Origin of the sequence: Oceanicaulis sp., assembly GCF_965249665.1 — a bacterium.
Lineage (GTDB): Bacteria > Pseudomonadota > Alphaproteobacteria > Caulobacterales > Maricaulaceae > Oceanicaulis.
The window spans coordinates 1,928,383-1,941,588 of record NZ_OZ252247.1; the positions used below are offsets into that span (position 1 = coordinate 1,928,383).

Consider the following 13,206-nt stretch of genomic DNA (forward strand, 5'->3'; position numbering starts at 1 on the left):
CCAGAGCCGGATGCGCGGTGTTTGATGATCTCTGGGTCCCGGCCTGCGCCGGGAAAGAGAAAAGAGGGCAGACCAAAGGGAGCGAAGCGCCTACTCCCCCAGCAGCCTTTCCACTTCACCGAGTATCACCGCCCACGCCGGGGCCGTCGGGTCGATCAGCTCGAAATGGCCGGCAGCCTCCAGCGTCACTTCAGTGACCGGATCGCCCGCCTCTTGCGCCTCAGCGGCATAGGTTGCCCCAAACTGCGGCGGCACAATCGGGTCGAGTTCCCCCGAAATGATCACCTGCTCCACCTGCATCGGCAACAGCTGATCCGGTGAGGTGTCGGCATAGGGCGCGGCGCCGGGATGACCGGCGATCAGGGCGTCGACCGTGTCCGGCTCACCGCAGCGGCCCGGGCCTTCGCTGCGGTAGAGCTCCAGATCATTGATGCCCGCGAGGGTAATGACGCCGCTTGGCAGGAACGGATCGTCCACGGCCAGAGGACTGTCTGAAAGCTGGCCGCGTGCGGCGGCCCACAACGCCAGATGTCCGCCCGCGGAATGGCCCATCAGCACGGTGCGCTCAAGATCGATGGGATAGGTCTCTGCCAGCGTTCGCACATAATCGGTCGCCATCGCCACGCTTTCAAACGTGCCGGGATAGCCGCCCGTCTCATGGCCGAGGCGCGGATAGGTGAGATTCCACACCGCGATCCCGCGCGCCTTCAGATCGGCATTGAGCTGGTCCTGCAGGATGGTGCCCGGAATGGCCGCCTGCCAGCAGCCGCCATGGATCATGATCACCAGCGGGAAGGGGCCGTCGCCCGCACTCTCGGATTCTGGAAGCCACAGCTCGCCATACTGCTCCTCGCCCTGTCCGTATGCGATGCGGGCGTCGGCGGGTTGGCGTTCGCGGTCGAGCAGATCGCGCCAGCTGATCGGGCGGGCGTCGGCGTGCGGGTCTTGCGCCAGCGTGGGCGCGGTGAGGAGGAGGGCGGCGGTGAGGCTGAGGGCGAGGCGCATGAACGTATCCGGTTCTGATTTCGGATCAAACTAGCGCCCATAAACATTTCAACCAACTGAAACCCCGGGCAAGCGTAGCGAAGACCCGGGGCCTCCTTCAGAATAGGGCGCTATACTCTGACTTAGACCCCGTCTCCCTCTGGTTAGCCGGGAAAGCTGAGAGAACTGATGACACGCGCCTGGGTCTACATGCTGAGCAACCGGCCGGGTGGCGTGCTCTACACAGGCATGTGCAATGCCGATTTGCGACGCCGGATATGGGAACATCGCGAAGGCGGCGGCTCATCCTTTACGCACAAATACAATTGCAAGCGTCTGGTCTGGTTTTCGGGGTTTGCGGATGTGACCGCAGCGGCTGAACAAGAGCGACGGATGAAGCGCTGGAAACGCGACTGGAAGGTTAAGCTTATTGAACAGGCCAACCCGGAATGGAGAGATCTGTATCCCGCCATATTGGGTTGAAGAACTAGGTGCTTTGTTCTGAGGGAGGCCCCGGCACAAGGCCGGGGTTTCAAGCGCTTATAAAGAGTGAAACCCCGGGTGAGCGTAGCGAAGACCCGGGGCCTCCTTCAGAATCAAACGCCTAAGGCGCCTCTTCCACAAAGCTCGCCACCACCTTCTTCACGCCGGCCTTGTCGAACGCTACGCTGAGTTTAGCCCCGTCGGCGGTTTTCACCGTGCCATAGCCGAATTTCTGGTGGAAGACGCGGTCGCCGGGCTTCCATTTCGAGCTTCCGCCCACCGAGCTTGAGTCAATCAAGGTGGCCTGGCCTTCGATGACGCCGGGGTCCGGGCGGCGGCCCGAGGCCTTGCTGGCCTGAAAGCGTTTCCAGCCGGGGCTTTCATAGCTTGATTTGAAGGGATCGGCGGCTTCCGCCACGCCTTCAAAGCCCGGCCCGGCGTCATAATAGCCGGTCTCAGATTGCGCCTCGCAGTGATTGGGGGGCAGTTCGTCGATGAAGCGCGAGGGCAGCACAGATTGCCAGCGGCCAAAAATCATCCGGTTGGCGGTAAAACTGATGACCGCGCGCTGGCGCGCACGGGTAATGCCCACATAGGCGAGCCGGCGTTCTTCCTCGAGGGCCGCCGTGCCGCCTTCATCCATGGAACGTTGGGAGGGGAACACGGTTTCTTCCCAGCCCGGCAGGAAGACGAGTGGAAATTCGAGGCCCTTGGCCGCGTGCAGCGTCATGATGGAAACCTCGTCGCCATCCTCGCTGCGGTCGGCGTCAGAGACGAGGGCGATGTGCTCAAGGAAGGCTTCGAGGCTGTCAAACTCGCCCATGGAGCGGACGAGTTCCTTGAGATTGTCGAGGCGGCCAGCGGCTTGCGGGCTCTTGTCCTCGCGCCACATGGCGGTATAGCCGCTTTCATCCAGGATGATTTCCGCCAGCTCGTCATGACGCATGGTCTCTGACTGCTCGGCCCAGCGATCAAGATCCCGCAAGAAGGCGATGAGCCCGGTGCGGCCCTTGCCCCTGATCTCGTCGGTCTGGGTCATCAGGCGCGCGGCGGCGGCCATGGACACTTCAGCGCCGCGCGCAGCCATGGCGATCTTCTGAACCGAGGTGTCGCCCACTCCGCGCTTGGGGGTGTTCACCACGCGCTCGAACGCCAGGTCATCATCGAGGCTGCGCACCAGCCGCAGATAGGCGAGGGCGTCGCGGATCTCGGCGCGTTCGAAAAAGCGCGGCCCGCCGATCACCTTGTAAGGCAGGCCCAGCATGATGAAGCGGTCTTCAAACGCCCGCATCTGCCACGACGCCCGCACCAGAACGGCGATGTCTGAATGCTGGCCGCCGCCCCGCACATGGCTTTCGATCTCATCGGCGACAAAGCGCGCTTCGGCTTCGCCGTCCCACAGACCGGACACCTGAACTTTCTGTCCGGGGTCATCCTCGGTCCAGAGCGTCTTTCCAAGGCGCGCCTTGTTGGCGGTGATCAGCCCCGCCGCCGCGCCCAGAATATGCCCTGTAGAGCGGTAATTGCGCTCCAGGCGGATCACGGTCGCGCCGGGAAAGTCCTGTTCAAAACGCAGGATGTTGTCCACTTCCGCGCCGCGCCAGCCATAGATCGACTGATCATCATCACCCACACAGCACACATTGCCCGAGCCGCGCGCCAAGAGGCGCAGCCACAGATACTGGGCGACATTGGTGTCCTGGTATTCGTCGACCAGAAGATAGCGGAACTTCTTGTGATACTCCGCCAGCACATCGTCATGGGTCTGAAAGATGGTGATGTTGTGCAGCAAGAGATCGCCGAAATCGCACGCGTTCAGAACGCTCAACCGGTCCTGATAGAGCTGGTAGAGCTTTTGCGCCTTGCCGTCGGCGAAGCTCCACTTGTCCTCTTCTGGGATGCGCTCGGGCGTCTGGGCGCGGTTCTTCCAGCCGTCAATGAGGCTCGCGAGATGGCGCGGCGTCCAGCGTTTCGTATCAATGCCCTCGGCTTCGAGGATCTGCTTGAGCAGGCGAAGCTGATCGTCGGTGTCGAGAATGGTGAAGCTTGATTTCAGGCCCACCAGCTCGGCATGGCGACGCAGGATCTGAGCCGCGATCGAGTGGAAGGTCCCCAGCCAGGGCAGGCCCTCGACCTGTTCGCCGATGATCTTGCCCACCCGATCCTTCATTTCGCGGGCGGCCTTGTTGGTAAAGGTCACCGACAGGATGTTCCACGGTTGCGCCTTGCCGGTGGCGAGAATGTGCGCCAGCCGTGTGGTCAGCACCCGCGTTTTGCCCGTGCCCGCGCCCGCCAGCACCAGCACCGCGCCGTCAATGGCTTCGACCGCGGCGCGCTGTTCGGGGTTGAGCCCGTCCAGATACGCAGCGTCGGCGCGCGGCGCCCGCGGGGCCGCCTGCTGGGAAAGGGAAACAGAGGACATGACGCACGCTTTCGCAGTTCGATTCGCTAAGGAGAACGAAACTAGCACATCCGCATGGGATGCGTAGGGGCGGCGATGTCATCGATCAGGCGGACAAACGCTCGACTTCCGCTTCGATGTCTGTCCAGCGCCCGGCGCGCAGCTCTGCCAGATCATAGGCCTGCTGCAGGTTCAGCCAGAATTGCGCCGAGGTTCCAAAGGCTGCCGCCAGTCGCACAGCCAGCTCGGTGGAGACAGATTGTTTGCCGGCTACAAACCGGGACAGGTTGGCGGCGCTGATATTGAGGGCCGTGGCGGCCCGGCGCATGGACAGGCCCAGAGGCTCAAGGAATTCCTCGGCCAGATATTCCCCGGGGTGTACGGTCAGCCCTGGGGCCAGGGGAGTATCAGTGTTGGTCATTACAGGGCTCCCTAATGGTAATCTGTGACGCACACATCTTCAGGTCCTTGCGCCGTCCAGACGAAACAGACGCGCCATTGATCATTGACCCGGATCGAATGCTGGCCTTTGCGGTCGCCTTTCAGGGCTTCAAGCCGGTTGCCAGGCGGGGCTTTCAAGTCATCAAGCGTTGTTGCGGCATGGATCGCCAGAAGTTTACGCGCCACTACACGCTGCACATCTGTCCACCCGCACCCTTTTGGTGGCTTTCCGGTCAGAAAGAAGCCGCGGCTCACCTTGTCAGCAAAGCTCTGGATCATGATGTAACGTAATACGTAACGCGCAACGTTTCAAGCCGCGTTACCGATGCTCTTCCTCATGCCGGGCCTGGAGCGCGCTGGCATAGGCGGCGTGGGCGTCGGCCTTGGTGATGTAGCCCACAATGGGCTGGTCGCCATGTCGGGAGCGGACCTGGGCGCCGTCGAGTTTTTCCGCTGAGAAGAAACCCATAACCCGGCCCAGATAATCATCGTCATAGACGCACGATTCATCGAGCGCGATCGCTGCGTCATGGCTGTCGAGCGGGGTCATGATGTCGCGTGCACGGATCGTTTGCAGGATGACGCGGGCATCGCCCTGGGTGAGGTCATAGCCGTGCCGCTCCACCTGTTTGTGAAAGAAGCTGCCCTTGGTGACAGACGTGGTGATCACGCTCGCCAGCGACACGCAGACCAGAAGCGCGATCGAGGCTTCATAACTGGCGGTCAGCTCGAACACGATCAGCGTGGTCGACAGCGGCGCGCCCAGAACCGCCCCGCCGACCGCGCCCATGCCAATGACGGCAAAATAGGCCGGACCGGCGCTGTCCGGGCCGATCAGGGGCGCCACCAGCGCGCCATAGAGCGCGCCCAGCATGGCCCCGAGATAAAGCGAGGGGGCGAAGATCCCGCCGCCGAACCGGAACGCCATGGTGGCCATGGTGGCGATCAGCTTGAGCCCGATCAACGCCGCGAGCGTGGCGATGGCGTAGCCGCCCGCCAGCGCTACCGACGTCGCTTCATACCCCACGCCCAGCACTTCCGGCGCCAGTACGCCGAGAGCGCCAATGACGAGGCCCCCGAAAGGCGGCAGGACCCAGAGCGGGACCGACAGGGCCTGCGCCCGGTTTGCGACCAGACGCGGCGCATTGAATGACAACAAGATGCAGGCGATGGCCACCCCCGCAGACGCCAGCCCCAAGGGGATGATGGCGATGAAGTCCGCCAGGCTGGCGGGCGGGATGTCTGGCACGGTAAAGGCCGGACTGGCGCCGAAATGAATGCGCGACAGGATGGCGCCGATCACGCTGGCGGCGGCCACGGGACCGATCGAACGCAGGGCGTAATGGCCCAGCACCACCTCGAACGCGAACAGAGCCCCGGCGACTGGCGCATTAAAGCTTGCCGCCACCGCCGCCGCCGCGCCGCAGGCCAGCATGATCCGGGCGCCGCGGGCGGGCAGGTTCAAGGGACGGCTGATGAAGCTGGCGAGCGAGGCCCCCAGATGGACAGAGGGGCCTTCGCGCCCGGTCGAGCCGCCGGCGCCGACGGAGACCGCATGGATCAGGGCGGACCAGAGGCCGGGCAGGAGCGGCATTTTTCCGCCCTGCGCGGCGCGCGCTTCCATCACGTCGGCGACGCCTTCAGCCCGGGTTTCAGGCAGCCAGTTCGTTTTCAGCCCCACATAGAGCAAGAGCGAGACGATGCAGCCGCCAGCGACGGGCGCCAGAAGAATATGATGTGCCGGAAGGCCAGAGGCCGTGCTGGCCAGGCGTTCATGAAATTCGCCAAAGGCGACGAATTGCACGGATTGGATCGCCAGTCTCAGCCCGATGGCGGCATAGCCCGCCACCACGCCGACCACCAGCGCCAAGAGCCAGAGCGCCGGAGAGCGCCCGTCCGCGAAGCTGTTCTGGAGATAGCGAAGAAGCTTGCCAAACGGCGATGGCGGGGGCGGGTTGATGGCGCTGCTCATACCACCTTCAAACCCCGCACAGGCTAAGCCGTCAACTGCGGATCAATCCTGATCAGCGCCCTGAACGCGCTTGAGCGCCCAGACACGGCAGGCGCTCGACAGGGGCTGGTCGGGCTCGCGGCTCTCGTCAATCGAAGTCACGAGCCCGGCCAGCGATCCGCCGATAACGCTCAGCTCTTTATCGATCACGGACCAGAATTCCGGCTCGAGCGCCAGAGAGGTCGCGTGTCCTTTCAAGGTGACTGAACGTTTCTTGAGCATGGTGTCTAGGCCAGTTCTTTCAGGGCTTCAGCGTTGAAATCTTCGAGCTCGTCAAAGCGACCGTCCTTGACCTTGCGCGCCCAGGCGTAATCAGAGAGCAGCGCCCGGCCAACACCGACCAGGTCGAACTCGCCTGCGTCCAAACGCTCGATCAGCTTGTCCAGGCCGGACTTTTCAGAGGCTTCCCCCATAAACGCGCCGATGAAGTCACTATTAAGGCCGACCGAGCCCACGGTGATGGCGGGTTTGCCGGTGAGTTTTTTCGTCCAACCCGCGAGGTTGAGGTCAGACCCTTCAAACTCGGGCAGCCAGAAGCGGCGGGTGGAGGCATGGAAAATATCAACGCCCGCGTCAGACAGCGGCGCCAGGAAGGCTTCAAGCTCGGCCGGGGTCTGGGCGAGTTTCGCGTTATAGTCCTGCTGCTTCCATTGCGAGTACCGCAGAATAACAGGCAGGTCGGCCGGGATACGGGCGCGGACGGCACGGATGATCTCTTGCGCAAACTCGGTGCGTGAAATCATGTCGCCGCCATATTTATCGTCGCGCTGGTTCATGCCCTCCCAGAAGAACTGGTCGATCAGATAGCCGTGGGCGCCGTGAAGCTCGATGGCGTCAAAACCGATCTTGGCGGCGTTCTCCGCGGCTTCGGCGAAGGCGCGAACGGTGTCGTCGATCTCGGCCTGGGTCATGGGCTCACCGACCTGTTTGCCACCGGGCATGATGCCTGACGGGCTGTCGGACGGCGCTTCTGGGTGCGGGCCGGTACCGGGTTTGCGCGCCAGGCCCACATGCCAGAGCTGGGGCGCGATCTTGCCGCCCTTCGCGTGGACCGCGTCCACAACCTTTTTCCAGCCCGCGAGGGCCTCGTCGGTGTGAAAGTTCGGGATCGCAGGATCAAAGCTGGCGCCGGGCCGGTCGACGGTCGTGCCTTCAGTGATGATCAGGCCCACATCATTCGCCGCGCGGCGTTCATAATAGCCGACCACATCTTCATTGGGCGCGCCGCCCGGACTTTTCGAGCGGGTCATCGGCGCCATGACGATGCGGTTTTTCAAAGCCAGCGAGCCAAGCTCGAACGGTTGGTACAAGGTGTGGGTATCGAGCATGGGGGTCTCCTGACTGCGCGAAATCATCGCACCCAGTTGGATATATCGTGCGCGACAATCAAGGCGCCATTTTGAATAGGGTTATGCCTGTACCGGCTCAGCCAGCATATTCTTGAGCCATATCAGAGCAATACGCAGATAACCCTAGCCAGCAGCTTACTGAACTTGGCGGCGAGTTAGCGCTGCAAGCGGGCGCGGACGCCTGAAGATGCGACTGATAATGAGATTGATTATCGATTGGGTGTCTCTATAACGCCCATCAACGCAACGCATTCTCAATTTCAAATCGGAACTGACCAGTATGCTGATCAAAAGTGCGCGGATGATGACCGCGCTGGCCACGCTCTTCACCCTCGGCACGGCGCCTGTCTGGGCGACGGAGACGACCGAGCAGGCTGCCGTCGACACCATCACGGTGACAGGGCGCTTTTTGTCGATCGACCGTCTGAACGCGGTGAAAACGCCGACGCCGGTGCTGAACGTGCCGCAAAGCCTGTCCATTGTACCGCGCGCGCAGATCGAGGATCAGGGCTTTACCTCCATCGCCGATATCCTGCGTTATACGCCGGGTCTGGCGGTCAGCCAGGGTGAGGGCCATCGCGACGCCATCATCATTCGCGGCAATCAGAGCACGGCGGACTTCTTCCTCGACGGTCTCCGGGACGATGTTCAGTACTACCGTCCGCTCTACAATCTTGAGCAGGTCGAAATTCTGCGCGGCGCCAACGCGCTGCTGTTCGGCCGCGGCGGCGGCGGCGGCGTGGTCAATCGCGTCACCAAGACCGGCCAGCTGGACGAGGATTTCGCCAGCCTGACGGCGAGCCTTGATACCTTCGGCGCCCATCAGGTGGCTGGCGACGTGAACTCCGTGCTCTCGGACACAGTGGCGTTCCGCGTCAACGCCTTCGCCGAGCATATGGATAACCATCGCGATGCGTTTGACGGCGACCGCTACGCCATCAACCCGACCTTCACGGTCGAGCTGGCCCCGCAGACCCAGCTGTTTCTTAGCTATGAGTATGTCAATGACGACCGGGTCGTGGATCGCGGCGTGCCGTCGGTCACGGTCGCCAACGGCCCGGATGTGCCGCTTGAAGGCTTCCGCGACACCTTTTTCGGATCCGCTGACGGCAATTACACGACGCTGGAAGCCAGCATCTTCCGCAGCCGTCTGGAGCATACCTTCTCGGACGCTCTGCGCGGCAATGTGACGGTGCAGTACGCCGATTACGACAAATACTATCAGAACATCTACGCCGCCGGCTTTGATGCGAGCGCCAGCCCGCAACAGCTGACGCTGGACGGGTATGCGGATGACACCACGCGTGAGAACTTCATTGCGCAAGGCAATCTGGTGGGTGAGTTCCAGACCGGTCCGTTCCGCCACACTGTGCTTCTGGGCGCGGAATATGGCGACCAGTCCACCAGCAACGCCCGCATCGACAATACGTTTGCGGCTAGCAATGACGACCGGATCACCATCGATTTCACAACGCCGGTCAATGTGCCCGACTACGCATTCATAGACACGCTGCGCGACCGCGATTCCGATGTGCAGTTCACCTCGCTCTATCTGCAGGACCAGATCGATCTGACCGAGCAGCTCAAGCTGGTGCTCGGCCTGCGCTTCGACCGGTTTGACGTCAGCGTTCTGGACCGTGAAGCGGTGTCTGCGACCGATGACGGTCGACGCGCCCGCGTGGACGAGGAAGTCTCCCCGCGCCTGGGCCTGATCTACAAGCCCATGGAAAACGTGTCGGTCTACGCCAGCTATGCGGAATCCTTCCTGCCGAGCGCGGGGGACCAGTTCCTGACCCTGACCCGCACGACCGAAGACGTGCAGCCGCAGCGGTTCGAGAACACCGAAGTAGGCCTGAAATGGGACTTCAATCCCAATCTCAGCCTGACCACGGCGGTGTTCCGCGTTGAGCGGGGCCTGTTCACCTCTGTGGATCCCAACAATGTGTCCCAGGTCATCACCATTCCGGGCAGCGTGACGGACGGTTTCGAAGCCCAGCTGACCGGTCAGCTGACGGACGCCTGGACCGTGAACGCTGGTTATAGCTATCTCGACAGCACGGTGGATGGCGGCGCGTTTGACGGCAATCGCACTTTGCAAACGCCCGAGCACATGATCTCGATCTGGAACGAATACCAGGCCACCGACCAGCTCGCGCTGGCGCTGGGCGTGACCTATCAGGACAGCTATTTCGTGCGTGAAGACAATGCGGTGGAAGTCCCCGACTTCACCCGGGTGGATGCGGCGGTGTTCTATGATCTCACCGATCAGACCCGCCTGCAGCTCAATGTCGAAAACCTGTTCGACGAGGAATACTTCCCCGACGCGCACTCCAACGACAATATCACCACCGGCAAGCCGCTCAATGCGCGCTTCACGGTGCGTCACCGGTTCTAGGCTCGCAAGCTCACAGACATGGCGGAACCAAGGCGGTGGAGCATGGCTTCACCGCCTTTTCTCCATGGGGGCAAGTTCGCCGCGACCGGAAGTCGCACTAGGTGGAGTGTCATGCCGTCAACAAAAGGAGACGCGACATGACACCGACAAAACAGGAAGCCGCTCGTCACGGATTGCGCCTGCGTGACCGGCCGGAGTTTTCACGCAAGTCAGCCCCGCTGACCATGGCGTCGAGCTCGATGGTCAAGGATGCGGTGACTGAAATGGCTGCGCGCAATTTCGGTTCGGTCATCATCGTGGACGCCGAGAACAAGGTGGAAGGCGTGGTGACCGAGCGCGACATCCTGCGTCGCCTGGTCAACGAAGGTCGCGATCCCGCGACGACGCCTCTGTCTGACATCATGACCGCCAATCCGCGCACCGCACGCGCTGATGACGACATGCTCGAATGGCTACGAATGATGAGCAATGAGCGCTTTCGCCGCCTGCCGGTGGTGGACGAGGATGGGCGCCTGGTTCAGGTGCTCACCCAGGGCGACTTCGTCAGCTATACATGGCCGGATTTGCTTAGCCAGGCGTCCTCGCTGGGCAGGGCGACGGTCATGCGCAATTTCCCTCTGGTGCTGATCGGCGTCGGGCTGCTGATCTATCCGCTGGTCCTGGCGGCAGGCATCGCGCTCTTCTAGAACTCGCTTGCCCGGATCTTTCGCCGAAATGGCACGTCCCGAATTGAAAACGGCCGCTCAATGAGCCGCCGTTTTCAATTCGGGAATTCAGCTGTCTTGTGAGCCCTTGTCCGCATCCCGCTTGTGCGCTTCGAGCGCCGCTTGGCGCTTGGCTTCGCGCGCCTTTTCAAGATCGCGCTGGGCCTTGGGGGCGCCAAACTGGACGCGATTGATCTCGGCCTGTTTGGCCTTGTCCGCGCGCGCCTTTTGTTTGCGGGCCTGACGCAAATTGATCGGCTGGGTCATGGGAGCCTCTTGGACTCCGCCGCCGCAGCGGCGGAGCCAAAAAACGAGCGGCCTTACTTGGGGCCGATCATGTCTTCGGGACGCACCACGCGGTCAAACTCCTCCTCGGTGACGAAGCCGAGCTTGATCGCTTCTTCGCGCAAGGTGGTGCCGTTCTCATGGGCGGTCTTGGCGACCTTGGTGGCGTTGTCATAGCCGATGCTCGGCGCCAGCGCCGTCACCAGCATCAGCGAACGCTCCATGATGTCGGCGATGCGCTGCTCATTGGCCTCGATGCCCACCACGCATTTGTCGGTGAAGGAATGGCACGCATCCGCGATCAGCTGGGCGCTGGTCAGCACGTTGTAAGACATCATCGGCTTGAAGACGTTGAGCTGGAACTGGCCCTGGCTGCCCGCGAAGCTGACGGCGGAATTGTGGCCCATCACCTGGGCGCAGACCATGGTCATGGCTTCGCACTGGGTGGGGTTCACCTTGCCCGGCATGATCGAAGAGCCCGGCTCGTTCGCAGGCAGGGCGATCTCGCCAATGCCGCAGCGCGGGCCGGAGCCCAGAAGACGGATGTCATTGGCAATCTTGAACAAAGACACCGCCGCCGAGTTCAGCGCGCCATGCGCCTCGACCATCGCGTCCTTGGTGGAGAGCGCCTCGAACTTGTTGGGCGCCGTAATGAACGGCAGTTCGGTCAGCTCGGCCACGGCCTCGGCGAACGTATCCGCAAAACCCACCTTGGCGTTCAGGCCGGTGCCCACAGCCGTGCCGCCCTGGGCCAGCTCGTAAAGCGCGGGCAGGGCCGCTTCGACCCGGCGGATGGCGTTGTCGAGCATATGCACATAGGCGGAGAATTCCTGACCGAGGGTCAGCGGCGTCGCGTCCATCAGGTGCGTGCGGCCAATCTTGATGATGTCGCCGAAGGCCTCGGCCTTGTCATGAAGGGCGTCACGCAACGTTTCGAGCGCCGGGACCAGCGTATGCACAAACACTTCCGCCGCCGCGATATGCATGGCGGTGGGGAAGGTGTCGTTGGACGATTGCGAGCGGTTCACATGGTCGTTGGGGTGGACCGGATCCTTGGAGCCGACTTCCCCGCCCAGAATCTGGATGGCGCGATTGGAGATGACCTCGTTGGCGTTCATGTTCGACTGGGTGCCCGAGCCCGTCTGCCAGACCACCAGCGGGAAGTGATCGTTCAGCTTGCCGTCCGCCACTTCCAGCGCCGCCGCCGCGATGGCGTCGCCCAGTTTCGGCTCGAGATTATCAAGCGCCATGTTCGCCTTGGCGGCGCAATGCTTGACCACGCCGAGCGCCCGAACGAGCGGCAGCGGCTGGGTCTGGCCGCCGATCTTGAAGTTCATCAGCGATCGCGCGGTCTGCGCGCCCCACAGCTTGTCGGCAGGGACTTCGAGGGGGCCGAAGGAATCGGTTTCAACGCGCATCTCGGTCATCGGTCTTTCTCCAGTTCGGCGTGGGCCATGTGTGGGGCGTCTATAGGCCCGCATAGCGAAGACAGGCAAGGCGCCGCGTGGTCGCGTCTCGACCGAACTGCACCTGACCTGTCGCATGTGGGCCTGTTTTGATCAGACAGCCTCTTCATGTCCATGGTGACCGGGTGTAGATTCATGTTGGTGATCTCTGCACTGGACGACGCCTCAGGGTGAGGGCGGACATGGCGAATCATCCTAACGATCGTCGTGTGCAGACCCCCATGTCACGTTTCGCATCAGCGCCATGTGACGCATGGGGACAGATCGATTGAGTGGAGCGCGATCATGCAAGCATCCGCCTCTGAAGGCTCACTGAATGTGCGCGTCGACGCGTCGACCTCGCAATCGCGTCAGTTCAAGGATCTGATCGCTGCGTATTTCCGCACCGAGTTCAAGCGCGTCGGCCCCAGATATGGCGCGTTTGAAATCGAGATCGAGATCGAGCATGGCCCAGACGGCCCCGTTCATGACGTGGACAGCGTGGCCCGGGCCGTGGTCGAGGCTTTGACCGGCATTGTTTTTCACGATGACAGCCAGGTGCAGCGTCTGCATCTGGAGAAGACGGCGGGTGAGCGCGACCGCGTCAAAGTGCGTGCGCGGCCCATTGGCGATCAGTTTGAAGAGGCGCGCGCGGACGCCGCCTGAAATGTCAAACGCCAGGGCCGAAGCCCTGGCGTTCCCGACTGC

General features: G+C 62.4%; 13 protein-coding genes. 4 read left to right on the forward strand and 9 right to left on the reverse strand.

The window, feature by feature from the left end:
* Positions 1 to 90 precede the first annotated feature (90 nt).
* Complete coding sequence (locus ACP154_RS09265) at positions 91 to 1,005, reverse strand: alpha/beta hydrolase (protein ID WP_421859716.1); 915 nt, start codon at positions 1,003 to 1,005, stop codon at positions 91 to 93.
* A 168-nt stretch (positions 1,006 to 1,173) separates the two neighbouring features.
* On the opposite strand from ACP154_RS09265, the gene ACP154_RS09270 reads away from it, so the two are divergent.
* Positions 1,174 to 1,467: a GIY-YIG nuclease family protein gene (locus ACP154_RS09270; RefSeq protein WP_421859715.1), complete on the forward strand. Its 294-nt coding sequence runs from the start codon at positions 1,174 to 1,176 to the stop codon at positions 1,465 to 1,467.
* A gap of 121 nt (positions 1,468 to 1,588) precedes the next feature.
* On the opposite strand, the gene ACP154_RS09275 is transcribed toward ACP154_RS09270, so the two are convergent.
* The 6 genes from ACP154_RS09275 to ACP154_RS09300 all read right to left on the reverse strand — a co-directional run bounded on the left by ACP154_RS09275 (position 1,589) and on the right by ACP154_RS09300 (position 7,648).
* Positions 1,589 to 3,889, reverse strand: coding sequence for an ATP-dependent helicase (locus tag ACP154_RS09275; RefSeq protein ID WP_421859713.1), 2,301 nt, complete (start codon positions 3,887 to 3,889; stop codon positions 1,589 to 1,591).
* An 85-nt stretch (positions 3,890 to 3,974) separates the two neighbouring features.
* On the reverse strand, positions 3,975 to 4,289 hold the full coding sequence (locus tag ACP154_RS09280; protein WP_421859711.1) for a HigA family addiction module antitoxin: 315 nt from the start codon (positions 4,287 to 4,289) through the stop codon (positions 3,975 to 3,977).
* An 11-nt stretch (positions 4,290 to 4,300) separates the two neighbouring features.
* Complete coding sequence (locus ACP154_RS09285) at positions 4,301 to 4,588, reverse strand: type II toxin-antitoxin system RelE/ParE family toxin (protein WP_421859710.1); 288 nt, start codon at positions 4,586 to 4,588, stop codon at positions 4,301 to 4,303.
* A 40-nt stretch (positions 4,589 to 4,628) separates the two neighbouring features.
* Complete coding sequence (locus tag ACP154_RS09290; protein ID WP_421859709.1) at positions 4,629 to 6,281, reverse strand: chloride channel protein; 1,653 nt, start codon at positions 6,279 to 6,281, stop codon at positions 4,629 to 4,631.
* A 42-nt stretch (positions 6,282 to 6,323) separates the two neighbouring features.
* On the reverse strand, positions 6,324 to 6,542 hold the full coding sequence (locus tag ACP154_RS09295) for a ribbon-helix-helix domain-containing protein (protein ID WP_107712717.1): 219 nt from the start codon (positions 6,540 to 6,542) through the stop codon (positions 6,324 to 6,326).
* Positions 6,543 to 6,547: 5 nt separating this feature from the next.
* On the reverse strand, positions 6,548 to 7,648 hold the full coding sequence (locus ACP154_RS09300; protein WP_421859708.1) for an NADH:flavin oxidoreductase: 1,101 nt from the start codon (positions 7,646 to 7,648) through the stop codon (positions 6,548 to 6,550).
* A 301-nt stretch (positions 7,649 to 7,949) separates the two neighbouring features.
* On the opposite strand from ACP154_RS09300, the gene ACP154_RS09305 reads away from it, so the two are divergent.
* Together ACP154_RS09305 and ACP154_RS09310 are read left to right on the forward strand one after the other, a co-directional pair.
* Positions 7,950 to 10,064: a TonB-dependent receptor gene (locus ACP154_RS09305; RefSeq protein WP_421859707.1), complete on the forward strand. Its 2,115-nt coding sequence runs from the start codon at positions 7,950 to 7,952 to the stop codon at positions 10,062 to 10,064.
* 137 nt (positions 10,065 to 10,201) lie between these two features.
* Positions 10,202 to 10,750 (forward strand): cyclic nucleotide-binding/CBS domain-containing protein, encoded by a 549-nt coding sequence (locus tag ACP154_RS09310; protein ID WP_421859705.1) that lies wholly within the window; start codon positions 10,202 to 10,204, stop codon positions 10,748 to 10,750.
* 87 nt (positions 10,751 to 10,837) lie between these two features.
* Here ACP154_RS09310 and ACP154_RS09315 read toward each other — a convergent pair whose 3' ends face one another.
* Together ACP154_RS09315 and fumC are read right to left on the reverse strand one after the other, a co-directional pair.
* A complete protein-coding gene (locus ACP154_RS09315; protein ID WP_107712721.1) occupies positions 10,838 to 11,035 on the reverse strand; it encodes a DUF4169 family protein in 198 nt (65 codons plus the stop codon).
* A gap of 53 nt (positions 11,036 to 11,088) precedes the next feature.
* The gene (gene fumC, locus ACP154_RS09320; RefSeq protein WP_421859704.1) at positions 11,089 to 12,480 is read right to left on the reverse strand and encodes a class II fumarate hydratase; all 1,392 of its coding nucleotides are present in this window, start codon (positions 12,478 to 12,480) and stop codon (positions 11,089 to 11,091) included.
* 324 nt (positions 12,481 to 12,804) lie between these two features.
* Here fumC and ACP154_RS09325 point away from each other — a divergent pair, with 324 nt between their 5' ends.
* Positions 12,805 to 13,164 carry a RusA family crossover junction endodeoxyribonuclease gene (locus ACP154_RS09325; protein WP_421859703.1) on the forward strand — a complete coding sequence of 120 codons (360 nt, stop codon included), beginning with the start codon at positions 12,805 to 12,807 and terminating at the stop codon, positions 13,162 to 13,164.
* The last annotated feature ends 42 nt before the right edge of the window (positions 13,165 to 13,206 follow it).

What these genes read in the sequence shown, in the direction of transcription:
- ACP154_RS09310 (WP_421859705.1), top strand. Translation starts at nt 10,202, where the DNA reads ATGACACCGACAAAACAGGAAGCCGCTCGTCACGGATTGCGCCTGCGT.
- ACP154_RS09270 (WP_421859715.1), top strand. Translation starts at nt 1,174, where the DNA reads ATGACACGCGCCTGGGTCTACATGCTGAGCAACCGGCCGGGTGGCGTG.
- ACP154_RS09300 (WP_421859708.1), bottom strand. Translation starts at nt 7,648, where the DNA reads ATGCTCGATACCCACACCTTGTACCAACCGTTCGAGCTTGGCTCGCTG.
- ACP154_RS09290 (WP_421859709.1), bottom strand. Translation starts at nt 6,281, where the DNA reads ATGAGCAGCGCCATCAACCCGCCCCCGCCATCGCCGTTTGGCAAGCTT.
- fumC (WP_421859704.1), bottom strand. Translation starts at nt 12,480, where the DNA reads ATGACCGAGATGCGCGTTGAAACCGATTCCTTCGGCCCCCTCGAAGTC.
- ACP154_RS09285 (WP_421859710.1), bottom strand. Translation starts at nt 4,588, where the DNA reads ATGATCCAGAGCTTTGCTGACAAGGTGAGCCGCGGCTTCTTTCTGACC.
- ACP154_RS09275 (WP_421859713.1), bottom strand. Translation starts at nt 3,889, where the DNA reads ATGTCCTCTGTTTCCCTTTCCCAGCAGGCGGCCCCGCGGGCGCCGCGC.
- ACP154_RS09325 (WP_421859703.1), top strand. Translation starts at nt 12,805, where the DNA reads ATGCAAGCATCCGCCTCTGAAGGCTCACTGAATGTGCGCGTCGACGCG.
- ACP154_RS09265 (WP_421859716.1), bottom strand. Translation starts at nt 1,005, where the DNA reads ATGCGCCTCGCCCTCAGCCTCACCGCCGCCCTCCTCCTCACCGCGCCC.
- ACP154_RS09280 (WP_421859711.1), bottom strand. Translation starts at nt 4,289, where the DNA reads ATGACCAACACTGATACTCCCCTGGCCCCAGGGCTGACCGTACACCCC.
- ACP154_RS09315 (WP_107712721.1), bottom strand. Translation starts at nt 11,035, where the DNA reads ATGACCCAGCCGATCAATTTGCGTCAGGCCCGCAAACAAAAGGCGCGC.
- ACP154_RS09295 (WP_107712717.1), bottom strand. Translation starts at nt 6,542, where the DNA reads ATGCTCAAGAAACGTTCAGTCACCTTGAAAGGACACGCGACCTCTCTG.
- ACP154_RS09305 (WP_421859707.1), top strand. Translation starts at nt 7,950, where the DNA reads ATGCTGATCAAAAGTGCGCGGATGATGACCGCGCTGGCCACGCTCTTC.